Here is a 24876-nt window from a genome sequence, read left to right as displayed (position 1 = left end):
AATAGGGGCTTTTGTTATCAATAACAGGTTAAACTATCCAACTTTTAATAAATCGATATATTTCTGGTAGATAAAGCAACATACAAATAAATAATGAAGCACCAATAATATAGAGATCAAATGACCAAGTACATAATGAAACGATTACCAACATGATAATAGTGAGAACAACTAAACAAAAACGAATATTTTCGAGCGTTATTTGACCAGAACAAGATAATAACTCACTTATTAATTCAAAAAGATCAGACATCGTATTCTCTTAAAATAAGTCCATTTAATAAGAGTGAGTATAATAAGGTTAATTATCAAGATCTAATTTTTATTGATAAATATATTTTTAAAAAATGAATAATAAAGCCAAATAAATGGCCTTATTATGTTTAATTTCTTATTAATATTATTAGTAAGGGAGTTATTTTATTTTAGAAGTATTAATATACTCTTTTGTGACAATCTCTGTCGCTTTTACAATAATATCTTTTCGTGGCTTTGCATTCTGTTTTTGTTGCGTAAAATAGACGACTAAAATTAATGGTGCCTGATTTTCAGGCCAAATAATGGCGATATCATTAGTTGTACCATAATCACCACTACCGGTTTTATCTCCTACAACCCAATTGTTAGGTAAACCTGCTTTAATACTTTGATCACCCGTCGTATTGCCTTTTAACCAAGTGATAAGTTGTTGACGCTGATATTGACCTAATGCATCACCTAAAGTCAGTAATTGAAGGCTTGTAGCCATTGCAAGTGGGGAGGTCGTATCGCGGGGATCACCGTGAATGGCTGTATTTAATTCAGGCTCTTTGCGATCTAGGCGATAAGTCACATCATTGATTGAACGTGCGAATTGAGTGACTTTGGAAGGCCCTCCTAAATAATCGAGAATTTTATTCATTGCTGTATTATCACTATATTGCAAGGTAGCAGCGCTTAATTGAGCAAGTGTCATTCCAGTCGCTAAATGTTTTTCTGTAATAGGACTATAAGTGACTAAATCGGTTTTTTTGATAGTCATATGCTTATCAAGCAATCCTGCTTGTTTTTCACTTTCCTTTAAAACAGCAGCGACGGCCATGACTTTGCTGGTACTTGCCATCGCAAAGCGTTCATCACCACGATAAGTTATTTGTGAGTTATCTTTAGTATTAATTAATGCAACACCTAAACGACCTTGGCTATTTTTTTCAAGCGTACTTAATTGTTCTTCAATAGTGCTATTTGTTTTAGCCCATAGCATTGGCGATACCAATAAAGATATTAATGAAACTACGATCACTGCGGTTTGACGATATGTTGTTTTAAACATAGGGATTGATACTCATATTAATATAAGAAAGAAAATTTCAATATAAATAGATAGTTATGGATGAGATATAATGCTATTTATTTATCAAGTGCAATATCCTATTTAATTGATTCATTGACAATCGATAATAAATCACCTTAGCCTATAGAAAATCTATTGACTAAGAATATTATGCGAACACACCTTCCTCTCAACGCACTACGTGCGTTTGAAGCATCTGCAAGACACCTTAATTTCACCAAAGCAGCATTAGAACTCTATGTCACTCAAGGCGCAGTGAGTCAACAAGTAAGGATATTAGAAGAACGTTTGGGTGTAATGCTTTTTAAGCGTTTGCCTCGTGGTTTGGAGATGACGGATGATGCACAGATCTTATTTTCGGTATTAACAACGGCGTTTAGCGATATTGAACGTGTATTTAAGCAGTTTGAGCGAGGTGAATACCGTGATGTTGTTTCGATTGCCACTGTGGGAACATTTGCTGTTGGTTGGTTATTACCGCGATTGGCTGAATTTAGACAACAATACCCAAGAATAGAAGTGAATTTAAGAACAAATAATAATGTAGTTAATTTGGCAACTGAAGGATTAGATTTTGCTATTCGGTTTGGTGAAGGATTATGGCCTTTAACTCATAATAAAGCCTTATTTTCAGCACCATTAACTGTCTTGTGTTCACCAAAAACAGCAGAACGATTGCAACATCCAACTGATTTAATAAATGAAAATTTATACCGTTCTTACCGCGAAGATGAATGGCTACAATGGTTTGAAAAAGCGGGTATTGCACCTATAAAAATTATTGGGTCTATTTTTGACTCTTCGCGTTTAATGGTAGAAAGTGCAATTTATGAAGGCGGAGTTGCGTTAGCACCTGCAAAGATGTTTTCAAGAGAAATAGAAAGTGGTCAATTAATACAACCTTTTAAAATAGACGTTGAAATGGGGAAGTATTGGTTAACGTATTTAAAATCAAAACCAATGACCGCATCAATGGAAATATTTCAGCAGTGGTTAATGCGTGAAGCGTTAAAAGAGAGTCGGGAGTGAAGTAAAAATAAAAGCACTGATTAATGTCAGTGCTTTTATTTATTTTGATAGATGTATTACGTTCAATAATTATAATGAAAAATGTTCTCTGACAATTTCACGACCTATCTCAATAGAGGCTGTCGCTGCAGGGGACGGGGCATTACACACATGCAATGAACGTTTACCTTTTACAAAATGAAAATCATCTACGAGTTTACCGTCATTGGTTAAAGCCTGAGCACGAACACCCGCAGGGCCTGGATGAATATCTGCTTCACGTAAATCAGGGATCAGTTTTTGTGCATTTTGGGTAAACAGTTTGCGTGAATAAGAACGACGAAGCTCTGCCATTCCTTCACCTAAATAATGACCAGCAATTTTCCAAAAGCCCTTGTAAGTGAGAACTTCAGCAAGATCTTTTAAGTTAATATCGCTTTTTTTATAGCCTTCTCGCTTAAACGCTAATACCGCATTAGGTCCAACATCACGGTGCCCGTTGTACATACGTGTAAAATGTACACCTAAAAATGGGAAATCAGGGTTAGGAACAGGGTAAATGAGATGGTTTACTAAGTAATTTTTATTGGCATTAAGCATAAAGTATTCACCACGGAATGGAACTATCTTCATCCCTGTGTCATAACCTGCCATTTTAGCAATACGATCACTAAATAATCCTGCACAATTAATCAACCATTTGCCTGTAAATTGGTTATTGGATGTCGTTACTGTGACACTATCGTCCGTTTCATTGATCGCCGTTACAGCTTGACCAAACGTAAATTTACCGCCACGAGATTGGATGATTTCAACATGTTTTGTTGCAATTTCAGGATAATTAACAATGCCTGCATCAGGAACTAATAACGCAGCAATACCATTAACATAGGGCTCTCTGGCTTTCAGTTCACTTTCTGTCATTTTGATGACTTCAAGCCCATTATCAATACCACGTCGATAAATATTTTCTAAGGCATTTAGCTCTTTTTCATTGGTAGCGACAATCACTTTTCCACAACGATCGTAATAAAGATTATGTTGTTGGCAAAACGCATAAGTGGTGATGTTGCCTTGTTTAGCTAACCTTGCTTTAAGGCTCCCTGGCGTGTAATAAATACCGGAATGAACAACATTACTGTTATGCCCACTTTGATGAGCCGCAGGGCCGGTTTCTTTATCAATCACCAGTAGTTTTAGTTCAGGTTGACTTTCTTGTAGCGCACTTGCAACCCCTAATCCGACTAATCCCGCTCCAATAATAATCACGTCATAAGTCATAATCTTATCCATTTTATAAATTTTAAATTAACAGGGTTTTTGCTGTAAGCGTTTTAATTTGCCACGTACATTCGTTAAATGAAGACGCATTTTATGGCTTGTTTCATCGTGATTTTGTTGTCGTATTGCTTCAACAATAGCTTCATGTTCTGCAATAACACGTTCAGTTTCTGCCTCTCGTCCTTTATTTTGACTTAATGAATACATTAAGACACCAAGATAAAGCTCATGCATATTATCTAATATCCTGACAAAAAAAGGATTATGTGCGGCAACCATAATAGAACGATGAAATTGATAATCCTCTTTATGACCAATACTTTTGTTTTTTTTTGTTGCTAAAACAAAGGCATCGTGGGCATTTTCTATAGCGCGTAATTCTTCTGGTGTTCGGCGTAAAGCGGCAATAGCTGCCGCTTCATGTTCAATGACCTCACGCATCTCTAGTAGTGAATCTATCTCTTTCGGGCAAGCAATTTCCATCACTATTGGCTCATATTTACTGAGGATAGAATGGTCAATTACACGGCGACCGCCTCCTTGGCGTGAAGTCACAATACCACTGGCTTCTAAGACACCCAGCGCTTCCCTGATTGGAACTCGACTGACGCCAAAGGCGTCAGCAAGGACATTTTCAGAGGGTAACTTTTCACCTACAGGGTAGGTGCCGTTATGAATATTTTGCTTAATCTGTTCAAGAATTTGATGCGACGCTTTTTGGCGTGAGATCTTTTGTATCATCTAGTTTTCTCCCGATACTTGCCCCATGTTGGTTAATTGTTTTTTCGACCGTAACATGTGCAATGCTCCTGTTAATATGATTAAGCTTATACCCAAAAGGTCGGTATATAAGCCTGGTTTAATCATTAAAATCGCGGCCGCCGCAAATGCAATGCGTTCAAACCAGGTTGTTTTGATCATCCAGAAATTAGCGGCTGCAATACTTAGTGCATAAATTCCGACTAATGCAGTAATAACCATTAATCCAATAGAAAGTACACCTAAATTATCGCCTTGCATCAGTAAAGCTGGGTTATAAACCAAAATAAATGGAATGATAAAGCCCGGAAGTGCGAGTCGCACGGCATCCCATGATGTTTGCATCGGGTCGGCTCTTGCAATACTTGCTGCGGTATAACTGGCTAAAGCCACAGGAGGGGTAATATTGGATAATGCGCCGAACCAGAATACAAAGAAGTGAGCGGCTAAAGGCATAACACCTGCTTTAATTAATATTGGTGACACTGTAACGGCAACAACGATATATAAAGCCGTTGAAGGTAAACCCATACTTAATACGATACACACCAGCATCACGACTAATAAGATCATCCATAATGTATTATCTGTCATTGAGACAATATTAAAGGCCAATGTTGCACCAATACCTGTCATAGTCACGACACAGATAATCACCCCGATGGCGGCACAAGCTACAGTAACTTGGACGGAACCACGAGCGGCTTCAGCTAAGGCGTCGGCCACTTTAGTTAATGTCATACGGACTGATTTATCAGGTGTAATCCAGCTTGCAACAATAATAGTTAGAATACCTAAGAAACCTGCATAAATAGGTGTTTTACCCACTAATAAGGTGCCAATAACAATAACTAAAGGCAGTAATAATAAACCACGCGCTTTTAATACCGCTTTAACTTGTGGGATATTCTCTTTACTTAAACCTTTTAATCCTTGTTTTTTAGCTTCGATATCAATCGCCATAATTAATGCTGCGTAATACAACAGCGCTGGAATAATGGCTGCAATGACAATAGTGGTATACGAAATGCCTAAAAAGCCTGCCATAATAAATGCAGCTGCACCCATAATAGGGGGCATGATCATACCCCCTGTTGATGCTGTAGCTTCAACTGCACCAGCAAAGCGAGGAGTTAGACCGATATTTTTCATTAAAGGAATAGTAAATGTTCCAGTTGTTGCTACGTTAGCAACAGCACTTCCACTTAAAGAGCCGGTTAATGCTGATGAAATAACAGCTACTTGAGCGGGACCTCCACGACGACGACCTGCAATAGCGAGCGCTAAATCGTTAAATAATGCAGTCGCACCACTTACACTCAAGAATGAGCCAAAGAGAATAAAGACCACAATAGCGGTGGAGGCTGTTGAAAGGGTGATACCAAAAATCCCTTCACTGGTCATAAATAAACGGTATAACAATCTTTCTACAGAAAATCCGGCATGACCGAAAATACCCATAAAATACTGACCAAAAAGAGCATAAATAATAGCGAAAGTCGCAAGCCCTGGAATAAAATATCCGGTTGTTCGTCTTGCTGCTTCAAACAGTACGATAATACCCAGTATAGCCATGACATAATCAGTAGTATTTGGAATACTTTTTCTTACAACATGAAGATCAACATAATTAAAGAAAAAATAGCCATAACTGATTAATGTTAAAGCAATAAAAAGATAATCCCATCCATTAAATTTAGGCGTAGAAAAGCGCTTAGAAAAAGGAAATAAAATAAAGCCTAAAATTAAAATACCACTAAGAAAAATAGTATTACGGTAAAACTCTTGGGTATTTGATAATGCGTTGGAATAAATCGCATAAAGTGAAATTAATATTGCAAGGGTCGTAGTAATTTTCAGGTAAATACCTGCAAGCTGGCGACTGCCGGAGCTGGCTTCTTTATCTAATGCAGGTGGCTCTACCGGAGTTAGATGGTCATTATTAGTCATAACTCACTCCTGTTATTTATTATTAGTCTGCGTTTGAGCTTCTGGTGGAATAAGATAATCAGGGATCTCTAATCCAATTTCTTGGTAATAACGGTAAGCCCCTAGGTGCAGTGGTACAGAAACGCCTTTTAATGCATTTTCGGTAGTGATGTATTTGGCCGCGCTATGAACCTGATGAACCTCTGGCAGATTTTCAAACATGGTTTTTGTCAGCTCATACACTAAGTCATTATCAATATTAGTAGTGGTCATTAAAATATTGGGTTGAGCTATCGTATTAACCATTTCGGTTTGACGAGGATAGGTATCTGCGGGTATTTCAAAACGAAACCAAGAATTTGCCACATGATTGATATCATCAAGTTGTTTATCTGTCACTTCGAGTAGTTTTGCGCTTACGCCACTGGCATACATATCAGTGACGGCTGAGGCTGGTACACCTGCTGGTAATGCACCGCCATCAAGGCGACCATCTCGCATGGCGGAAACGGTATCGCCATATCCAAGATATTCAGGAGTAATCTCTTTTTTGGTTAAATTAACGCCTTTAAGAATGATGATCGTAGATTGTTCTGTGCCACTAGCTTGAGGGCCTACAGAAAAACTTGTTGCACGAATATCATCTAATGTGCCAGTTTTTACTTTGTCATTCATCAAAACAAAGTGTTCAACATTGGGCCATAACATAGAAATTGAGCGCAGATTTTTTTCGGGTTTGCCTTCAAAATTACGTACACCTTCATAAGCTTCTACCGCTAATAGGCTTTGTAAAATAGAAAGTTGGGCTTCATTTTTCTGCATTAAATAGATATTTTCTATCGATCCTGCCGAAGACTGCCCTGTTACTTGAATGCCTCTATCCTTAAGATGTGTACTCCATACGTTTGCTAATCCCACCCCCATCGGATAATACGTTCCTCCTGTTGAAGCGGTTGCTACAGAGAGAAATTGTTTATTCGCATTCTCTTTTTTGCCAGCTATTGCTAATGAGACAACAGCAATAACAGCAACAATACCGATGGCAAGCTTTGTTTTTCTTATTCTCATGATGTTGTTCCTGTACATAAAAACGCAGGTGAATGTTTCACACCAACTTGTATACAACATGACAACTTTTATAGAAACAAGGGACGTTAAAAAATTGTGAACTGACCTAATGAAATTAGAACAAGAAAATAACAAATTGTGATCAACATAGTAATTATGCAAATTTTAATCATAATTATGGTGATAAATATAAAGTGCAAAAGAAAATATCAATAACATAAGAAATAAAAGATAAAAAACAATATATTTGTCAATAATTAAAAATAAAATAAAAAAAGAGGAGTCAGAAGATATTTAAATAATATGATTAAATAAAAAGTAAATAGATGGCTTTTAGTATTAATAGAACGATTAAAAATATGTGTTAATCAATACGTTTATAACGCAATGGAAAGCACTCCTGTTGCAATTAAAATAAATATAGCAGACCACACTAAGGCAGAAATGGCGCTGGTGATATAAATACCGTATGTAGGTAATTTTAATAAGCCAGCACTAAAGGGGGTTAAATAGCGAAAGACAGCTAAGAATCGAGAAATAAACAAAATATAGTGAGTTTTATTTTTTAATAGCTGTTGAATACGATTAATTTTTGACTGATAACGTTTAACCCATATTTTAAGGCGAGGAAAACGGTAAATAGAACGTCCTAATTCATAGCTTAAAATGGAACCTAGTAAAGCACCACAACTGGTCGCTAACCAAAGAAATATTGGGGAGTAAAGCGGTAAACAAGCACCGAAAATAAAGATTAACATTAAAGATGCTGGTGGCAAAAATGAGGAAATACCGATAGTCGATTTTCCCGTAGTGATTAAGATAATAGATAAGAATAGGGTAAGAGGAGATAAGTGACTCAATGAGTCTAATAAAGTGTGGATGATTTCCATTTTTTATCTCCGACTACGCATAAATAAACACAATAATGGCGATAAATCTTAAGATTATTATGAGTTTATTTTAGTGTTTTTTGTTCATTTCAACTAGCATTTTAGCCCACTCAATGGGGGTGTTTTTTTTAATGGGTAATTTTAGTTTTTGGCTTAATGAGTATAGCGTAGGCGCTGGGATATCGGAAAGGGATTGCAGTGTTGAATTCATTAGCACTTTTTCAGGCGAACCATCTGCAATTAATTTACCTGAGGATAAATGGATAACACGCTGAAAATGGCGAGCAGTAAAATCAAGATCATGACTAATAGCCAATACCGTTTTACCTAATGTTTTTTGTACCTGAAGCCAATTCTCAAAACAGCTTAACCAATGTGCATCAAAATCACGAGTGGGTTCATCTAGTAATAATATTTGAGGCGATAAAATACTTAAACTTGCAACAGCAACCATTCTACGTTGGCCTGCATGTAAATCTAAAGGGTGAACATCTGCAACATCACTTAAACCACAAAGCGACAGTGTTTCATCTAAACGCCTTTTAATCTCTTCTTTAGAGAATTTATGCTGTTTTAGGCTGAAAACCACCTCTTTTGCGACTGTATTATGAAAGATTTGTCGTTCAGGCTCTTGAAATAATACCCCAATATAATGAGCGCGTTGCTGTGCTTTTAATTGAAAAAGTGACTGATTATTGAGTGTTATATCACCTTCATTGGGCGTTAATAGTCCTGCAATTAATCGTAATAAGGTAGATTTACCAGCCCCATTATCACCGACTAAGGTTATCCATTCCCCTTGATTTAATGTGAATGATAATTGAGAGATACAAGGCGGAACATCTTCGCTCCAGCGATAAGTCACATTATTGAGCTGTAACATAAAATTCCTTAAAAGCATTAAGCAAGGCTTTATCATTATTCACAATATTCTTATCCCAATGATGATTTTCAATTAACCAGTGTAAAGCTTGCCATGCATCGGGCGCATTAATCGTTGAAAACAAGAATGGAAAAATAGAGTCTAACGTACCTTTTGCCTTTATTTTTCCCGCCTCTAATAATAAAAATTGTTCACTCAGGCTTATTGCAGGTAATAAATTACGTTCAAAAATGACCACACTGCATTTATGCTCTTTTGCATAGTGTTTTATACGTAGTTGTAATTGTTGGGTCGCATTGGGCGTTAAGCGGCTAAAAGCTTCATCAAGTAATAATAATTTCGGGTGCATAGCGAGTGCACTTGCGATAACAACACGTTGAGCCTCACCACCTGAAAGCGTTGAAGGGTGGTGAAAACGCAAGTATTCACATTGTGTTAATGCCATAGCTTCTTTTACTCGAAATCGAATTTCATTGTCACTCAACCCTAAATTTTCTGGGCCAAAGGCAATTTCTTGCTCTACGGTGAATGCACATCCTGAAAGTTGTAATTGTGGCGATTGTTGAACGAGCTGACGACCCGGAGCGAGTGACACTAATCGACTTTTATCGAGAGCGATATTTTGTACGATACCAATACCTTGAATTGACCCTGTTAATAAGTCGGGTAACCACCCCGCGAGTAATTGCGCAAGAAGACTTTTCCCACTGCCATTGCCTCCTAAAATAACAAGCCATTCCCCTTGTTTTAACTGCAAATCAATAGGGCCAATAATAGGTTGTTCATCACCTTTTGGGGTAAAACTCAATTGCTGAAGATTTAGTACCATAGCCAAATACCTCCTTCAATCAAGATAAGCAATAAAATCAAATAACGAACCATTGTTTGCAGTGGCGTATTCTTTGGAGGATATAAGGTTGTCCGCTTTGCAATAATGCGAAATCCTCGCATATCTAATGCTGCGCTTCGAACAGTTAAATCACTTAAAACGTGACTAATAAGGGGCAAAATAATGGCGGGTAATGTGATAAGTCGTTGCCAAAATGATCCATCAAGAGGAACACCTCGTGCTAATTGCGCTTCTTTTATATTGTGTAATTGTTGGCGTAATTGTTCTACAAGTAACAAAGGTCCTGCTAGTAAATAGGAGAGGCTCATCGGTAAACGGCTAGCAAATAAGGCCCTGATAAATTGCTCTGTTGAGGTGTATTGTAACCACAATTGAGCGCTACTTATTATTGCTAATAATCTTAACCATAGTGTTATTGCCATCGTTTGTTTACGGGTATCTAAAGGCTCACCGGTTAACCAATAAGCTAACCAACCACTATGGACTAACCATAACCCTATTGCCATGGGGAGCATTAACCAGACAATAAAACGCCAGCGCCAGCGAGACGCTTTCCAAAGCAATACGCCAATAAAAGTCCCACTGCTGATAATCAGCAGTGGTAAGCTTAGCGATAAAAAAAGCACACTAGCACTTAGCCAAAGCCATAATGCCAATGAGGTAAAGGGATGCATTATTAACGAACCTTGGCCATCGCGGGAAAATTGCGTTGTGTTCTTTGTGGTAGCTGACGTACTAATAACCAAGCGATAATTGCGGATAATATTTTATCGGCGAGATTAGCACCTAATACAGTAATAGCAACAGATTCGATGAGTCCTTCACCCACAGCATGAAAATAAGCGACAAAGAAATCAGCGCCACTTCCTGTTGCACCACCAAATAAATAGGTACGAATAGGAACAGCAACGATCATTAAAGCTAAAGTAATAATAACGCCAGAGCCAATGACGCGAATTAAAGAGCGAAAGCCTCCAGCGCGTGCTAATAAACCTGCACTTAACCCTATCATCATGGCAACAGGCGCAAATGCGGCGGCCATAGGGCCACTAATTAATCCCCATAATAGATTAGTTAATAATCCTGTGAACAATGCAACCCATGGGCCACCTAATAAGGCACAAATCAGTGTACCGATAGAATCTAGAAAGATGGGAAGCTTTACCATTGAGGTAATTTGACCACCGATCATATTTATGGCAATAGAAACAACAATTAGAACGAGTGTTCGACTCGAAATGTGAGGTGTGGTAGACATAGTTTAAAAACCTTTACAAAGGATAGTGACTATTGGTTTTATTATTTTGCATAAATAACGTTCTTTTTATAAAAATGTTATTTACGCGGTGTGATGACTAACTCCTCATAACCAGAGTGTTCACAAGGCTGACGGCTAAAAGTCACTTGCTCTAACTCACCAATAACGAGTTCTAGCGTCGTGCGCACTGTACAGCCAGGCATCATATGTCCACCACACATTAATCCATTTTCATCTGAGACCGCTAAATGTAAATGTTCACCTAGAGTATCTAATGTTCCAATCAGTGAAACAATTTCAAATTTGCCTGTAAGATAGCGATTTTCTTCGCGTCCTGCAAAGCGCAATGCCACATCTGTTAAACTTCCTACACAACCTGCAATAAATGCTGATTTTAGATTTTGCTCTTTCATCATTTGTCGTAATGCGACAATCACATCTTCATTAGGGAGAAGGCGATGTGAAATAAATCGAGCATGAGAAGCAAGTAATGAGGTGTGAGACATCGTGATTATCCTGATAACTGAAAGTCTATATTTAATTTATTTATGGTTATTGTAAGCACTAAAATGCCTGTGTCAGATAAGATAAGACTTAGTTTACTTTATATTATCTACTTTCATTTTTATGCACAAAAATCGCATAACGTATTATTAATAAAAAAAACGAAAGAAGAAATAGATAATAACTTTTTATTAACAATGAAGTTGTTTTGTATCAAAAGAATAAGATAGGAAGAAAAACAAAGAAAGGTATAAGGATGAGTAGAAAATGCTCATCCTTATTTTTTAAAACACGATATTTAAGTAAAATAACTAAATGATTAAATTATAATCAATATGTTCCATTAATTTAGCGTTATCACGATAATCGACAGGAATAGCAAGAACAGCGGGGCCATCAACAGCCATCGCTTCATGTAAAACGGTACGTAATTGAGAAGCACAATCAACAAAAAAGCCTTTAGCACCGAAGGATTCCGCGTAACGTTTAAAATCAATTGCACCAAATTTTACACCCGAATAACGTCCATACTTTTCTTGCTCTTGCATTTCCACCATATTATAAGCGTTATCAACCCAGATAATATGCAAAATATTTGTATTTAAACGAACCGCAGTTTCTAATTCCATCGACGACTGCATAAAGCCACCATCACCAGAGACAGAAATAATTTTGTCAGAGGGACGAACAAATGATGCGCCAATTCCCCAAGGTAATGCAACACCCATCGTTTGCTGCCCATTAGAAATCAACATTTGTCTTGCCCTAAAGCTATAGAGATAACGTGCAAGCCAAATATGAAAACTTCCCATGTCAATACAAAGCGTGACATCATTATTAATAATATTTTGCATCTCATGAATAATGGTTAAAGGGTGAATAGGGCTACCCTGTCTAAAATAACTGTTTTGTTGCAGAGTTTCTCTTTGGTGACGGATCTTTTCTAAAACCTGATGTGTATTATTTGAGAGTGTAATTTGAGAGATGGATTGTTTAGCAAAATGTTGAGTTAAATTATCAATCGTTAATTTAATATTGCCTGTTAATTCTAAATCAGGACAGTAAGCTAAATCTATTTCAGCAGGAATTTCATCAATATGAATAATATTAGCATTATTGTGATTCCATAATGACGGCTCATATTCGATAGGGCTATAACCTAAAGTAATCACTAAATCCGCATGAGAAAGTAATTCATCACCTGGTTGATTATTAAATAAACCAATTCGGCCTGCAAATAAAGGAAAATGGCGTTGAGCAATCGCACCTGCTGATTGATAAGTTCCAACTATAGGTAATGGGCAAATATCAAGTAATGATTGTAAGGCTAATGCATTATCAGGAAAACTTGCCTGTAAACCCAATAAAATAACAGGACTTTTTGCAGCTAATAATAATTTAACCGCTTCTTTTACTGCATCATTATTTGCACCACCCAAATTTGATTTAGACTTAGGCACTAATATTGGGCTATCAACAGCACTATTTAAAATATCCATTGGAAAAGTTAAGAAAGCGGAGCCTGGTCTTCCTGATTCTGCATGACGGAAAGCATTGGCCATGGTTTCAGAAATTGATTTTGAAGAATCAATTTCTGCACAGAATTTTGTAATCGGATTAAACATGGTAACAGTATCCATGCTTTGATGAACCAATTTTAATCTATCTGCAGACTTGACAGATCCACCCAATGCGACCAGTGGATCACCTTCAGAAGTGGCTGTTGCAATGCCCGTGGCTAGGTTAGAACACCCTGGTCCAGATGTTGCGATAGCAACACCCGCTTTACCCGTTAAACGTCCAACCGCAGCCGCCATAAATGCGGCATTAGCTTCATGACGAACAACGACCGTTTCAATACTGGAATCAACAAGAGAATCAAATACACGATCAATTTTTGCACCAGGAATACCAAATACCTGTTTAATGCCATGTTGTTCTAATTGTTTAACCACTAAATCTGCACCACATTTCCAATGAGGAGTATTCATATAACCTTCTTTGATTTTGCAAGTGAATAAATAGAATTAATAATAAAATTAATAGACTGCTAGATTAATTTTCAGCTTGTTCTATAGCCTGATGAAGATCGTCGGGCATTAAGTTCGCTTGTAGAAATGTAGATTGGTTGGGTAAATCAATAGTAAGACGGGAAATAACACCGATTTGTAAGGTGCCATTTTTTAAATAATAATCTAGAACATGACCACCACCTTGGCGTTGTTGATTAATATAATGCTCATGAAATCCAGCAACATTTATTCCTTGAGTAAACTGTGGTGAACGAAAGCCTGCAATAATGCCCACTTCATTGTGAAACGTAAAAGTAGGCTGATTTTCGATAGCGTCTAACATTGGGCGGTAAGGGGGTGTTTGTCGAGGTACTGTCCGTGTTTTAACTAATTCAAATTCGCCTTCAATTCTGATTGCACAAAACAGGTTATCAGAAGGGACATATTGATTAATTATGTTATGTATTTCTTTTTGTGATACACCATGAGAAAAGTGATGTTCAATATCACAATTAAAAAATGTCATTACAGCAAAAGGGGATTTTTGAGAATGTAAAGCCTTACGAGCGCTACCATCAGAACGTAATTGAAAAACAGTATTGTCGAATGCAACGAGTTCTCCATCAAGTTGTTCAAAAGTTCCTAAACCAAAATCACCATGCGTTAATAAATCAGCAATAGTAACCTCACTATCATATACACCGGCAATTAAGCTACTCATTAATGAGTTTTGATAAACAGTGCATTCGGGGTGTTTACTAATATAATTATTTAAGTTTGTTATTATTTCCTGTCCACATTGACAATGATGATTTTTATTATGTTTTATATCGCTATTATCTCGCACATTAGATTGAAAATTATTATTCATGTTAAAGCCATTCCTTTATTTAAAAAGTAACAATCATTAATTGATCATTAAATTAAGTATTAGCCTTATTCATAAGTATTTCAAATGTTTTTATTGTGATTAAATAGAAGGCGATAGTTTCATGTTTTAAATTTTAATATAGGTTACTGTTTTAATTGAATTTAATTTATTGCATTTATTGGTTAAAAAAAATTTTAATATTCTATTTTATTATTAATAAGATTAATTTATTAAATATATCATCTAAAGGAGATAACTAAAAATAGTTATATTGATAATTTTATAGTCGAGCTATTCGCATGGATAAAATAATTTGCAAATGAGTAGAGAAAAAAGCTGTTGCGTAGCAGATTGATAACTTAGATTTTATTGAGTCACTATATGATCTCTCTTAGTTAGAGAATGAAATGAAAGAGCACAACGCATTTTATTATAATTTAGTATCGCCACTGTTGGGGATCAAATAGACTGGAGTTTTGTTTCATCAGAAAGATGGTTAAGTGAAAATATTGTAGGTATTGCTTATTATTATCTTCCTATGGAAGAAATTTTTTTAATGCTAATATTTAAATTTGAAATGGATTGTTAATTAGGAAAAGTAAATTAAATACATATAAAAAACCCACGAATATGCTCGCAGGTTTAGTAATGATATTAATATAAGCAGTTATTACACATTAAACAAGAAGTTCATTACATCGCCATCTTGAACGATATACTCTTTACCTTCTGCACGCATTTTACCTGCTTCTTTCGCGCCTTGTTCACCACCGTAAGTGATAAAATCGTTATAAGCGATAGTTTGAGCACGAATAAAACCTTTCTCAAAGTCAGTGTGGATTTTACCTGCTGCTTGTGGTGCAGTTGCACCCACAGGGATAGTCCATGCACGGACTTCTTTAACGCCAGCAGTGAAGTAAGTTTGTAAGTTCAGTAGTGCATAACCCGCGCGAATAACACGGTTTAATCCAGGCTCTTCAATGCCTAAATCTTGCATAAACTCTTCACGTTCTGCATCTTCTAACTCAGCAATATCTGCTTCGATAGCGGCACAAACAGGAACCACTACAGAGCCTTCAGCTTGCGCAATTTTACGAACAGTTTCAAGATAAGGGTTGTTTTCAAAACCATCTTCATTAACGTTTGCAATATACATGGTAGGTTTTAACGTTAAGAAACTTAAATAACGAATCGTTGCTTTTTCTTCTTCCGTTAAATCTAAAGCTCGTAACATGCCCGCGTTTTCTAAATGCGGTAAGCATTTTTCTAACACTTCCATTTCTGCTTTAGCGATTTTATCGCCACCTTTTGCCTTTTTCTGATTACGGTGCATTGCTCGTTCACACGTCTCTAAGTCAGAAAGTGCTAATTCAGTATTGATAGTTTCGATATCTTCGGCAGGATCAACTTTACCTGCAACATGAATAATGTTGTCATTTTCAAAACAACGAACTACATGGCCAATTGCTTCAGTTTCACGAATATTGGTGAGGAATTGGTTACCTAAACCTTCACCTTTAGATGCGCCTTTTACTAAGCCCGCGATATCAACAAATTCCATTGTTGTAGGTAAAATACGCTGTGGTTTAACAATTTCAGCCAGTTTATCTAAACGAGGATCAGGCATTGGAACAACACCTGTATTTGGCTCGATAGTACAGAATGGGAAATTGGCTGCCTCAATACCTGCCTTAGTTAAGGCATTAAACAGTGTAGATTTCCCTACGTTAGGCAGACCGACGATACCACATTTAAATCCCATAAACGTTCACCTTGTCACATAAAAACAACAGGAGGGAGTATTCCTGTTGTGTGCAGTTAAAAAAATTTGGCGCTATTATAGAGCAAATCCTAGATTGATTAAATCATCATGGGGAAATCGTACAAAAGAAGAGGGCTGTTTCACCCTCTGAATATTAAAATGACTTAATCTATTAATATAACGACTACGCTTTAAAGCTATGTAAACGATTTATTGCTTTCTCATACCCATCACGCATTAAAATATCTGTGCATGAAAGAGCTTCGTCAATCGCGTCATCAATTAATTTTTGTTCACTCATTGGCGGTTTGCCTAATACAAAGCCAACAACTTTATTTTTATCACCAGGGTGTCCAATGCCAATGCGTAAACGATAGAAATTCGGATTATTAGCAAACTTACTTTGAATATCTTTTAACCCGTTATGACCACCATTGCCACCACCCAATTTCATTTTGACAATACCTGGTGGTAAGTCGAGTTCATCATGTGCAACTAAAATTTCATCAAGCTCAATACGGTAGAAATTCGCCATTGCTTGTACCGCTTTACCGCTTAAGTTCATAAAAGTCGTAGGCACTAATAATCGAACATCATTGCCATTCAAATTAATGCGAGCGGTATAACCAAAGAATTTACTCTCTTCTTTTAGAGATTGTTGATGACGTTGAGCCAATAAATCAACATACCAAGCACCCGCATTATGGCGAGTCTGGGCATAATCTGCACCGGGGTTTGCTAACCCGACGATAAGTTTAATTTTACTCACAATAGCCTTTCACTGTTATCGTCTTAAAAGAAAGCCCATAGTTTACCTGTCTAAGCTCATAAGCACAAAATAGATTGTATAGAATGTTTTTTGCAATGATAAGCAGGAGAAAAAACCACTATTTTAGATTTAACAAAAAGAGCGAAAGCAACAAAATAGACGCTATTTTCTTCTTTTAAAGGAAAAAAACACATTTTTTGTGAAGATTTGTCAATAAATTTCGGATGGATGTGATCCCTTCGACAGTAACTTTTTAGTGTTTATGGCTATAATAACTGCAAAGAATAAAAGGTTATTCGATGTATTTTGTTGTTGAATCGTCTGACGACGCGCTTGGAGGTGCAACATGAAATATAAACATGCATTTGCAGTGGGTAATTTATGTATGGCTACGGGGATGATTGTTATGCTCGGTAGTCTGGGTTATACGCTTCTTAGTCATATTTTTCCATTAGGATTGCCTGAATTTTTAGCAGACATCTCTTTAATGGGGATCTTTATAGGTGCTCTGGTTTGGTTAGCGGGTGCCCGTATTGGTGGTAGAGAAACAATTGCAGAAAGATATTGGTGGTTACGTAATCATGATGAGCGTTATCGTCGCCATGATAATCACCGTTATCCATAATATCGGTAACGTTATTAATATCAAGAACAGATAAAATAAAAATAATAACGGAGTTAAAATAAACTGGTATTAAGTAACTATCATTATTATGCGTTGTCATACCCATCTATAGACCCGTTGATATTATGACGGGTTTTTTATTACCTAAAGTTTCCTATTTGAGGAACGAGCGACAAAAAACCCGCTATAACAAATGCTATAGCGGGTTTAGTTATCTCAAATTGCAATGAATGTTTATAACAAATTAATGTTCAAACATCGCAGAGATTGACTCTTCATTGCTAATACGGCGAATTGCTTCAGCCAGCATGCCAGAAAGGGTCAATGAGCGGACTTTATTTAATGCTTTGATTTCTGCTGACAATGGAATTGTATCGCAGACAACCACTTCATCAATAACAGAGCTTTTGATGTTCTCAACAGCATTACCAGAAAATATGGGGTGGGTTGCGTAAGCAAAAACGCGCTTAGCACCACGTTCTTTCAGTGCTTCTGCTGCTTTACACAATGTACCACCTGTGTCGATCATATCGTCAACAAGGATACAGTCGCGGTTAGCAACATCACCAATAATATGCATAACTTGAGAAACGTTAGCACGAGGGCGACGTTTATCAATGATAGCCATATCAGTGTCATTCAGAAGTTTAGCGATAGCACGAGCGCGAACAACGCCGCCAATATCTGGAGAAACAACAATAGGGTTGTCCAAATCTTTTTGAAGCATATCTTCTAAAAGAATCGGGCTGCCGAAGACATTGTCAACCGGTACATCAAAGAACCCTTGGATTTGTTCTGCGTGTAAGTCACAGGTTAAAACACGGTCTACGCCTACACTAGATAAGAAATCCGCAACAACTTTTGCCGTAATAGGAACACGGGCTGAACGAACACGGCGATCCTGACGGGCATAACCGAAGTAAGGAATAACAGCAGTGATACGACCAGCGGAAGCTCGACGTAATGCATCAACCATGACCACTAATTCCATTAAGTTATCATTAGTAGGTGCACAGGTTGATTGAATGATAAATACATCACCACCACGTACGTTTTCGTTGATTTGCACACTGACTTCACCGTCGCTAAAACGACCTACAGCAGCGTCTCCTAGGCTAGTGTAGAGTCGGTTGGCAACACGTTGAGCCAGTTCCGGGGTTGCGTTACCAGCAAAAAGCTTCATATCGGGCACGAGAAAAACCTCAGGCTTGCGTCCAGAGAGAGATATTGTTGACCAGTAAAAAACGTGTTTATGAACATAGGGTTTGTAAACATCATTTTACGGGTGCAATAACACAGGTATCCTTGAGCGGAATAAATGCAGAGGAGAAATGTTGACGCCTTGCGCTACAAACCCATGCACCCACTCAGGGGCGTTAATTAACACTTTACTAGCGGCAACTTGTGAGTCGAACTCGCCGAACACACAGGCACCTGTTCCAGTTAAGCGTGACGGTGCATATTCTAACAGCCACGAAAGCAGATATTCAACCTCACGAAAACGTTTTCTTGCGATCATTTCACAGTCATTTTCGAACGGAGCCTTTAATAATGCGCCAAGAGAGCGAATAGGAGAATTACGTTTTAATTCTGGATCTGTGAAGATTGTCGGGGTTGGGATGGAAATTCCGGGGTGTGCGACCAAATACCATTGCTCTTTTGGCTTTGCAGGGGTTAAAATTTCGCCAACGCCTTCGGCGAACGCAGCATGACCTTTTACAAAAACAGGGACATCAGCCCCTAAACTTACCCCTAATTCGGCTAAGATTTCGTCACTTAAACCCGCTTGCCAGTGGTAATTAAGTGCAATTAATGTGGTTGCTGCGTTAGATGAACCTCCACCTAAGCCTCCCCCCATTGGAAGCTTTTTATCAACACTGATATCAGCCCCTTGATACTGCAACTCAATATTATGTTGTTGGCAATAATCACGCAGTAATTTAGCAGCTTTAATAATTAAATTATCTTTATCTTCTACGCCATCAATTGGCGTTAAGATAGTTAACTGGGTATCGTTACGAGGCGTAATGGTTAGTGTGTCGCCGTAATCTAAAAACTGGAATAACGTTTGTAGATTATGATAACCATCAGGGCGTTTCCCTGTAATGTAGAGAAAAAGATTTAATTTGGCAGGAGAAGGCCAACTTAGAGTCATTGCTGTATATCCCAGTTATCCATTTTTAATTTGATAGTACGTTCACCTTGTTTTAATTCAAGGCGTTGTGGCAGGTTAGGGGTGATACTTGAATCATAAGCTTGATAAGTCACAATCCAATCGCCTTCAGGTGTGGGTAATGTGACAGATTTTAATAAGTGGTTTGCATCTAATTCGAAGTTAGTAGCATCACCCGGTAAACCAACAAGCCAAGCGCGTAGATTTTTCAGTGGAATAACCATGCCAGTCAGTTGATAAATCATCTCTGCAGGGTTATTGCTATAATATTTTTTGCCTTTATTATCTGTGACTTCAATGACACCTGGCATAATATTTAAATCAAGTTCTGTGGTACCTAGTGGATTTGTCAACAATAAGCGATAACGCTCATCGGCGCTGTCTTGCCAATAGAATCGGGCATAAGTTTTGTTAGTATCTTCGATATAAGCAAAAGCACCTCGAGTTTCATATTGTGAAATTTTCTTTAATGCTTGTTGGCGAGCTTGCCATTGCATATCGTTATCAGATGCTGAACCTTGAGTCTTTATCTGATTTAGATTACAGGCGCTCAGCAACAACGCGGCTAGTGGGATAAGGCGCACAAGTTGTTTGGTTGAAAAAAAGCGTGAACGCATAGCTGAGACATTCCTTTAATTCGTTATTAGTTGAAAAAAAGAGTATCATAAACCTTATGATATAACGATATTTCATTAAATTGTGTATAGAAATCTCCTATCACTCAAGTAAGCTCTTTTATTGACTCTGTTCATCAAGTAGAATGTCGGGAATAAAGAGTCCATACTAAATGCGCTGTTTTAGGTTTACACTAAGTCAAGTCGCGAGGCGGTATTTATTCATAACTCGATATAGTTGATATGACGTTATTAGCATTAGGTATTAATCATAAAACAGCCCCCGTTGCTTTACGTGAGAAAGTTTCTTTTTCTCCCGATACCATGGGTGATGCCTTAAACAACCTCTTACAGCAACCTGCTGTCAGAGGCGGTGTTGTGCTGTCTACTTGTAACCGTACTGAGCTCTATCTTAGTATGGAAGACAAAGAAAATAGTCATGAACAGCTTATACGCTGGTTATGTCAATATCACCAAATAGAGCCTAATGAACTGAAACAAAGTGTTTATTGGCATCAAGATAATCAAGCGGTTAGCCACTTAATGCGAGTGGCAAGCGGTTTAGATTCTCTCGTATTGGGTGAACCTCAAATTTTAGGGCAAGTTAAAAAAGCCTTTGCCGATTCTCAAAATTACGACTCGCTCTCTTCAGAGCTGGAACGCTTGTTTCAGAAGTCTTTTTCAGTTGCGAAAAGAGTGAGAACAGAAACACAAATTGGTGCTAACGCAGTTTCTGTTGCTTTTGCAGCGTGTACTTTAGCGCGTCAAATCTTTGAATCGTTATCCTCTTTAACTATTTTATTGGTTGGTGCTGGTGAAACGATAGAACTCGTCGCTCGCCATCTTCGTGAGCACCAAGTCAAAAAAATCATTATTGCTAACCGAACTAAAGAGCGAGCTCAGCGTTTAGCTAACGAAGTTGATGCGGATGTTATTACATTATCAGAGATTGATGAATGCTTAGCACAAGCAGATATTGTTATTAGTTCTACTGCTAGCCCTTTGCCTATTATTGGCAAAGGGATGGTTGAAAGAGCACTTAAAAAGCGTCGTAATCAACCTATGTTGCTGGTAGATATTGCGGTTCCTCGCGATATAGAACAAGATGTTGAAAAGCTTAATAACGTCTACCTCTATAGTGTTGATGATTTAGACGCGATTATTCAACATAACCGAGAACAACGCCAAGCGGCCGCTGTTCAAGCTGAACATATTGTCCAACAAGAAAGTGGGCAATTTATGGATTGGCTTCGAGCGCAAAGTGCTGTGGGTGCAATTCGAGAGTATCGAGACAGTGCTGAAATGCTACGTGCAGAGATGACAGAAAAAGCCATCACATTGATACAAAATGGAGCGGATGCAGAAAAAGTCATTCAACAGCTCTCACATCAATTGATGAACCGTCTAATTCACACACCAACGAAATCTCTTCAACAGGCTGCCAGTGATGGTGATATTGAACGCCTGAATCTATTACGTGAAAGTTTGGGTATTACCCATAATTAACTTTGTCTAACAGGATCTTAATCTACGAATGAAGCCTTCTATTGTCGCCAAGTTGGAAGCTCTACAAGAGCGTTATGAAGAAATTCAGGCACTTCTGTCAGAAGCCGATGTCATTGCCTCTCAGGAGCGTTTTCGTGCGCTTTCAAAAGAATACTCTCAATTAACCGATGTCACGGCTTGTTTTAGTCAATGGCGAAAAGTGCAAGATGACATCGAGGCAGCAGAAATGATGCTTGATGATCCTGAAATGAAAGAGATGGCGCAAGAAGAATTGAAAGAAGCGCAAGCATTAAACGATAATTTAGAGCAACAATTACAACTACTGCTATTGCCTAAAGATCCTGATGATGAATTTAACTGTTTCCTTGAAATACGTGCAGGAACCGGTGGTGATGAAGCCGCATTATTTGCGGGTGATTTATTCCGTATGTATAGCCGTTATGCAGAATCACGTCGTTGGCGCATTGAGGTCATGAATGCGAATGAAGGTGAGCATGGTGGCTATAAAGAAATCATTGCAAAAGTGGTTGGTGATGGCGCTTATGGGGTATTAAAATTTGAATCAGGTGGTCATCGTGTTCAACGTGTACCAGAAACAGAATCTCAAGGCCGTATTCATACCTCGGCTTGTACGGTTGCCGTATTAGCAGAAGTGCCAGAAGCTGAATTACCTGAGATTAGCCCAAGTGATTTACGTATTGATACATTCCGTTCGTCAGGCGCAGGGGGGCAGCACGTTAACACCACCGATTCCGCAATTCGTATCACACATATTCCAACGGGGATTGTAGTGGAATGTCAGGATGAGCGTTCACAGCATAAAAATAAAGCCAAGGCGATGTCTGTATTAGGTGCGCGTATTCGTGCGGCTGAAATACAAAAACGTCAAGAGGCGGAAGCGTCTGAACGCCGTAATTTATTAGGCTCTGGCGATCGTTCTGACCGTATTAGAACGTATAATTTCCCACAAGGGCGAGTAACAGATCACCGTATCAACCTCACATTTTATCGTTTAGATGAAGTGATGGAAGGAAAATTAGATCCTTTAATTCAACCTATTGTCACTGAGTATCAAGCGGATCAACTTTCGGCACTTTCTGAGTTAAATTAATGAATTATGAACAATGGCTGCGTCAAGCAGCCTTGCAATTAATGGAAAGTGACACTCCTAAACGTGATGCTGAAATTCTACTTGGTCACGTAACACAACGTGCTCGAACGTATTTAATAGCCTTTAATGAAACGTTACTTTCACAAGACGAGTTAGCGCAATTATCGCAATTACTTGCCCGACGGGTTAAAGGAGAACCTATTGCTTATTTAGTAGGTGAACGAGAGTTTTGGTCACTGCCTCTAAAGGTCTCAGCTGCAACATTAATTCCCCGTCCTGATACTGAATGCCTTGTTGAAAAAGCACTGGAAAAATTGCCATCAAAACCCACTAATATTCTTGATTTAGGGACAGGAACAGGTGCTATTGCGCTTGCTATGGCATCTGAGCGCCCTGATTGCCATATTATTGGTGTGGACTTTCAAGCCCAAGCGGTTGCATTAGCGCAAGAGAATGCGACTCATTTGGCATTAAACAACACAGAATTTATGGAAAGTTGCTGGTTTAGTTCACTCTCAGGGTATCAATTTGGTATGATAATCAGTAATCCTCCTTACATAGATGAGAATGATGAGCATATTCATCAGGGGGATGTTCGTTTTGAACCTTTAACCGCATTAGTTGCTGGTAAAAACGGTTTTGCTGATATTGAGATTATCATTGAAACTGCTCACCAGTTTTTAACTGATAAAGGCTGGCTATTATTAGAACACGGCTGGGATCAAGGCGAAGGTGTACGTAAAATTTTTACTGATAAGGGTTACTGCTGTGTGGAAACTTTCCGTGATTATGGCGGTAATGAGCGAGTGACAGTAGGTCGTTGGAATTATGATAGAAACCATAGCTGATTACGAATTTAATAAAGCCCCTTTAGTAAAGGGCATGATCCTTATCTCTCAGGCTATTCGACCTGATTTTCCGACCACTTCTGTGGGTTATCAACTCGCACAGCTTGTTGAACAAGCAGAAGCAGAAATTCCTAGGCAAGGAAGTATCAAAGAACAAATAGAAGCATTACTCAAACTGTTTTATAAGCAGTGGCACTTTAGTGGTGCGAGTGGTAAATATTGCCTTTCTGACACTTTATGGTTAGATAAAGTGTTAGCGACACATGTGGGGTCTCCCGTTTCACTAGGTTCGATTCTTATTTATATTGCACAAGCGTTAAACTTGCCGTTAGCCCCCGTTATTTTTCCTACACAACTTATTATCAGAATAGATATTCCCGATGAAAAAACGTTATTTTTAAATCCAATAAATGGTGAATATCTATCACAGCATACTCTAGAGGTTTGGTTAAAAGGGAATGTTGGAAATAATTCTGTTTTATTAGATGCAGATTTAGAAGAATCAGAATACAGCTCCATTATTCGCAAGCTTTTGGATACATTGAAAGTATCTTTAATGGAAGAAAAAAATATGGAACAAGCATTAAAAGCCAGTGAAACGGTATTACTGTTTGATCCTGAAGATCCTTATGAAATACGTGATCGTGGGCTGATTTTTGCTCAGTTAGAGTGCCATCATGTGGCAATTTCTGACTTAAACTATTTTGTTGAGCAATGTCCTGAAGATCCTATTTCAGAAATGATTAAAATTCAAATTCATTCGATAGAGCAAAATCCAGTTGTTCTACATTAAAAGTTTACGCAACGTACTTGATTAACACA

25 protein-coding genes are annotated in these 24876 nt (G+C 37.9%); 6 read left to right on the top strand and 19 right to left on the bottom strand.

Annotated features, from left to right (window positions below; genetic code table 11):
- Nucleotides 1-28 precede the first annotated feature (28 nt).
- Both GWI97_RS12765 and bla read right to left on the bottom strand, forming a co-directional pair.
- Nucleotides 29-253 (bottom strand): hypothetical protein, encoded by a 225-nt coding sequence (locus GWI97_RS12765; protein ID WP_087802301.1) that lies wholly within the window; start codon nt 251-253, stop codon nt 29-31.
- Nucleotides 254-415: 162 nt separating this feature from the next.
- The gene (gene bla / locus GWI97_RS12760) at nt 416-1312 is read right to left on the bottom strand and encodes a class A beta-lactamase (protein ID WP_036936514.1); all 897 of its coding nucleotides are present in this window, start codon (nt 1310-1312) and stop codon (nt 416-418) included.
- A gap of 171 nt (nt 1313-1483) precedes the next feature.
- Between bla and GWI97_RS12755 the strand changes: the two genes are divergently transcribed.
- The gene (locus tag GWI97_RS12755) at nt 1484-2362 is read left to right on the top strand and encodes a LysR substrate-binding domain-containing protein (protein WP_036936517.1); all 879 of its coding nucleotides are present in this window, start codon (nt 1484-1486) and stop codon (nt 2360-2362) included.
- Nucleotides 2363-2431: 69 nt separating this feature from the next.
- Here GWI97_RS12755 and lhgO read toward each other — a convergent pair whose 3' ends face one another.
- From lhgO to pth, 14 genes are all read right to left on the bottom strand, one after another.
- Nucleotides 2432-3634 (bottom strand): L-2-hydroxyglutarate oxidase, encoded by a 1203-nt coding sequence (gene lhgO, locus GWI97_RS12750; protein WP_087802303.1) that lies wholly within the window; start codon nt 3632-3634, stop codon nt 2432-2434.
- 15 nt (nt 3635-3649) lie between these two features.
- Nucleotides 3650-4363 carry a FadR/GntR family transcriptional regulator gene (locus tag GWI97_RS12745; RefSeq protein WP_103004698.1) on the bottom strand — a complete coding sequence of 238 codons (714 nt, stop codon included), beginning with the start codon at nt 4361-4363 and terminating at the stop codon, nt 3650-3652.
- The gene (locus GWI97_RS12740; protein WP_036936526.1) at nt 4364-6331 is read right to left on the bottom strand and encodes a TRAP transporter permease; all 1968 of its coding nucleotides are present in this window, start codon (nt 6329-6331) and stop codon (nt 4364-4366) included.
- Nucleotides 6332-6343: 12 nt separating this feature from the next.
- Nucleotides 6344-7378: a TAXI family TRAP transporter solute-binding subunit gene (locus GWI97_RS12735; RefSeq protein ID WP_036936529.1), complete on the bottom strand. Its 1035-nt coding sequence runs from the start codon at nt 7376-7378 to the stop codon at nt 6344-6346.
- 377 nt (nt 7379-7755) lie between these two features.
- Nucleotides 7756-8268, bottom strand: coding sequence for a DedA family protein (locus GWI97_RS12730; protein ID WP_115370919.1), 513 nt, complete (start codon nt 8266-8268; stop codon nt 7756-7758).
- A 70-nt stretch (nt 8269-8338) separates the two neighbouring features.
- Nucleotides 8339-9151, bottom strand: a complete 813-nt coding sequence (locus GWI97_RS12725) for an energy-coupling factor ABC transporter ATP-binding protein (RefSeq protein ID WP_036936536.1) — start codon at nt 9149-9151, stop codon at nt 8339-8341.
- On the bottom strand, nt 9135-9980 hold the full coding sequence (locus tag GWI97_RS12720) for an energy-coupling factor ABC transporter ATP-binding protein (RefSeq protein ID WP_036936539.1): 846 nt from the start codon (nt 9978-9980) through the stop codon (nt 9135-9137). The genes GWI97_RS12725 and GWI97_RS12720 overlap by 17 nt, the downstream gene beginning before the upstream one ends.
- Nucleotides 9971-10675 (bottom strand): energy-coupling factor transporter transmembrane component T, encoded by a 705-nt coding sequence (locus GWI97_RS12715; protein ID WP_202609424.1) that lies wholly within the window; start codon nt 10673-10675, stop codon nt 9971-9973. Before GWI97_RS12715 ends, GWI97_RS12720 begins: the two co-directional genes overlap by 10 nt.
- 2 nt (nt 10676-10677) lie before the next feature.
- Nucleotides 10678-11259, bottom strand: a complete 582-nt coding sequence (locus GWI97_RS12710) for a membrane protein (protein WP_036936544.1) — start codon at nt 11257-11259, stop codon at nt 10678-10680.
- Nucleotides 11260-11336: 77 nt separating this feature from the next.
- Entirely contained in the window at nt 11337-11765 is a 429-nt protein-coding gene (locus GWI97_RS12705) for a PPC domain-containing DNA-binding protein (RefSeq protein WP_036936547.1), read from the bottom strand.
- 309 nt (nt 11766-12074) lie between these two features.
- Complete coding sequence (gene alsS, locus GWI97_RS12700; protein ID WP_036936550.1) at nt 12075-13754, bottom strand: acetolactate synthase AlsS; 1680 nt, start codon at nt 13752-13754, stop codon at nt 12075-12077.
- A gap of 64 nt (nt 13755-13818) precedes the next feature.
- The gene (gene budA, locus GWI97_RS12695; RefSeq protein ID WP_036936552.1) at nt 13819-14646 is read right to left on the bottom strand and encodes an acetolactate decarboxylase; all 828 of its coding nucleotides are present in this window, start codon (nt 14644-14646) and stop codon (nt 13819-13821) included.
- Between the two features lie 670 nt (nt 14647-15316).
- Nucleotides 15317-16408, bottom strand: coding sequence for a redox-regulated ATPase YchF (gene ychF / locus GWI97_RS12690; protein ID WP_036936555.1), 1092 nt, complete (start codon nt 16406-16408; stop codon nt 15317-15319).
- 184 nt (nt 16409-16592) lie between these two features.
- Complete coding sequence (gene pth / locus GWI97_RS12685) at nt 16593-17177, bottom strand: aminoacyl-tRNA hydrolase (protein WP_036936558.1); 585 nt, start codon at nt 17175-17177, stop codon at nt 16593-16595.
- Nucleotides 17178-17523: 346 nt separating this feature from the next.
- Between pth and ychH the strand changes: the two genes are divergently transcribed.
- On the top strand, nt 17524-17802 hold the full coding sequence (gene ychH / locus GWI97_RS12680; RefSeq protein ID WP_006536555.1) for a stress-induced protein YchH: 279 nt from the start codon (nt 17524-17526) through the stop codon (nt 17800-17802).
- 244 nt (nt 17803-18046) lie between these two features.
- On the opposite strand, the gene prs is transcribed toward ychH, so the two are convergent.
- The 3 genes from prs to lolB all read right to left on the bottom strand — a co-directional run bounded on the left by prs (nt 18047) and on the right by lolB (nt 20592).
- Nucleotides 18047-18994, bottom strand: coding sequence for a ribose-phosphate diphosphokinase (gene prs, locus GWI97_RS12675; RefSeq protein ID WP_036912921.1), 948 nt, complete (start codon nt 18992-18994; stop codon nt 18047-18049).
- An 87-nt stretch (nt 18995-19081) separates the two neighbouring features.
- The gene (gene ispE / locus GWI97_RS12670; RefSeq protein WP_036936564.1) at nt 19082-19957 is read right to left on the bottom strand and encodes a 4-(cytidine 5'-diphospho)-2-C-methyl-D-erythritol kinase; all 876 of its coding nucleotides are present in this window, start codon (nt 19955-19957) and stop codon (nt 19082-19084) included.
- Entirely contained in the window at nt 19954-20592 is a 639-nt protein-coding gene (gene lolB, locus GWI97_RS12665) for a lipoprotein insertase outer membrane protein LolB (RefSeq protein WP_036936567.1), read from the bottom strand. Before lolB ends, ispE begins: the two co-directional genes overlap by 4 nt.
- Nucleotides 20593-20832: 240 nt before the next feature.
- Here lolB and hemA point away from each other — a divergent pair, with 240 nt between their 5' ends.
- Genes hemA through sirB1 form a run of 4 tightly spaced genes read left to right on the top strand, consistent with a single transcriptional unit; the run spans nt 20833 to nt 24847 of the window.
- On the top strand, nt 20833-22095 hold the full coding sequence (hemA, locus tag GWI97_RS12660) for a glutamyl-tRNA reductase (protein WP_036936570.1): 1263 nt from the start codon (nt 20833-20835) through the stop codon (nt 22093-22095).
- Between the two features lie 28 nt (nt 22096-22123).
- Nucleotides 22124-23206 carry a peptide chain release factor 1 gene (gene prfA / locus GWI97_RS12655; protein ID WP_036936573.1) on the top strand — a complete coding sequence of 361 codons (1083 nt, stop codon included), beginning with the start codon at nt 22124-22126 and terminating at the stop codon, nt 23204-23206.
- Nucleotides 23206-24054, top strand: a complete 849-nt coding sequence (gene prmC, locus GWI97_RS12650; RefSeq protein ID WP_087802334.1) for a peptide chain release factor N(5)-glutamine methyltransferase — start codon at nt 23206-23208, stop codon at nt 24052-24054. The genes prfA and prmC overlap by 1 nt, the downstream gene beginning before the upstream one ends.
- Nucleotides 24038-24847 carry an invasion regulator SirB1 gene (sirB1, locus tag GWI97_RS12645; RefSeq protein ID WP_036938982.1) on the top strand — a complete coding sequence of 270 codons (810 nt, stop codon included), beginning with the start codon at nt 24038-24040 and terminating at the stop codon, nt 24845-24847. The genes prmC and sirB1 overlap by 17 nt, the downstream gene beginning before the upstream one ends.
- Nucleotides 24848-24876 lie beyond the last annotated feature (29 nt).

Source organism: Proteus sp. G2300 (genome assembly GCF_009915965.1).
In the GTDB taxonomy this organism is placed as follows: Bacteria; Pseudomonadota; Gammaproteobacteria; order Enterobacterales; family Enterobacteriaceae; genus Proteus; species Proteus vulgaris.
Note: the sequence above shows the minus strand (reverse complement) of the source record. Positions and strands in the feature narration are given on the sequence as shown.

Excerpts from the sequence above, each read along its gene's own strand:
- GWI97_RS12715 (WP_202609424.1), bottom strand. The coding sequence starts at position 10,675 with ATGCATCCCTTTACCTCATTGGCATTATGGCTTTGGCTAAGTGCTAGT.
- prfA (WP_036936573.1), top strand. The coding sequence starts at position 22,124 with ATGAAGCCTTCTATTGTCGCCAAGTTGGAAGCTCTACAAGAGCGTTAT.
- prmC (WP_087802334.1), top strand. The coding sequence starts at position 23,206 with ATGAATTATGAACAATGGCTGCGTCAAGCAGCCTTGCAATTAATGGAA.
- ychF (WP_036936555.1), bottom strand. The coding sequence starts at position 16,408 with ATGGGATTTAAATGTGGTATCGTCGGTCTGCCTAACGTAGGGAAATCT.
- lolB (WP_036936567.1), bottom strand. The coding sequence starts at position 20,592 with ATGCGTTCACGCTTTTTTTCAACCAAACAACTTGTGCGCCTTATCCCA.
- hemA (WP_036936570.1), top strand. The coding sequence starts at position 20,833 with ATGACGTTATTAGCATTAGGTATTAATCATAAAACAGCCCCCGTTGCT.
- GWI97_RS12710 (WP_036936544.1), bottom strand. The coding sequence starts at position 11,259 with ATGTCTACCACACCTCACATTTCGAGTCGAACACTCGTTCTAATTGTT.
- GWI97_RS12765 (WP_087802301.1), bottom strand. The coding sequence starts at position 253 with ATGTCTGATCTTTTTGAATTAATAAGTGAGTTATTATCTTGTTCTGGT.
- ychH (WP_006536555.1), top strand. The coding sequence starts at position 17,524 with ATGAAATATAAACATGCATTTGCAGTGGGTAATTTATGTATGGCTACG.
- GWI97_RS12730 (WP_115370919.1), bottom strand. The coding sequence starts at position 8,268 with ATGGAAATCATCCACACTTTATTAGACTCATTGAGTCACTTATCTCCT.
- GWI97_RS12725 (WP_036936536.1), bottom strand. The coding sequence starts at position 9,151 with ATGTTACAGCTCAATAATGTGACTTATCGCTGGAGCGAAGATGTTCCG.
- bla (WP_036936514.1), bottom strand. The coding sequence starts at position 1,312 with ATGTTTAAAACAACATATCGTCAAACCGCAGTGATCGTAGTTTCATTA.
- GWI97_RS12745 (WP_103004698.1), bottom strand. The coding sequence starts at position 4,363 with ATGATACAAAAGATCTCACGCCAAAAAGCGTCGCATCAAATTCTTGAA.
- GWI97_RS12740 (WP_036936526.1), bottom strand. The coding sequence starts at position 6,331 with ATGACTAATAATGACCATCTAACTCCGGTAGAGCCACCTGCATTAGAT.
- ispE (WP_036936564.1), bottom strand. The coding sequence starts at position 19,957 with ATGACTCTAAGTTGGCCTTCTCCTGCCAAATTAAATCTTTTTCTCTAC.
- GWI97_RS12720 (WP_036936539.1), bottom strand. The coding sequence starts at position 9,980 with ATGGTACTAAATCTTCAGCAATTGAGTTTTACCCCAAAAGGTGATGAA.
- budA (WP_036936552.1), bottom strand. The coding sequence starts at position 14,646 with ATGAATAATAATTTTCAATCTAATGTGCGAGATAATAGCGATATAAAA.
- GWI97_RS12755 (WP_036936517.1), top strand. The coding sequence starts at position 1,484 with ATGCGAACACACCTTCCTCTCAACGCACTACGTGCGTTTGAAGCATCT.
- alsS (WP_036936550.1), bottom strand. The coding sequence starts at position 13,754 with ATGAATACTCCTCATTGGAAATGTGGTGCAGATTTAGTGGTTAAACAA.
- GWI97_RS12705 (WP_036936547.1), bottom strand. The coding sequence starts at position 11,765 with ATGTCTCACACCTCATTACTTGCTTCTCATGCTCGATTTATTTCACAT.
- GWI97_RS12735 (WP_036936529.1), bottom strand. The coding sequence starts at position 7,378 with ATGAGAATAAGAAAAACAAAGCTTGCCATCGGTATTGTTGCTGTTATT.
- lhgO (WP_087802303.1), bottom strand. The coding sequence starts at position 3,634 with ATGGATAAGATTATGACTTATGACGTGATTATTATTGGAGCGGGATTA.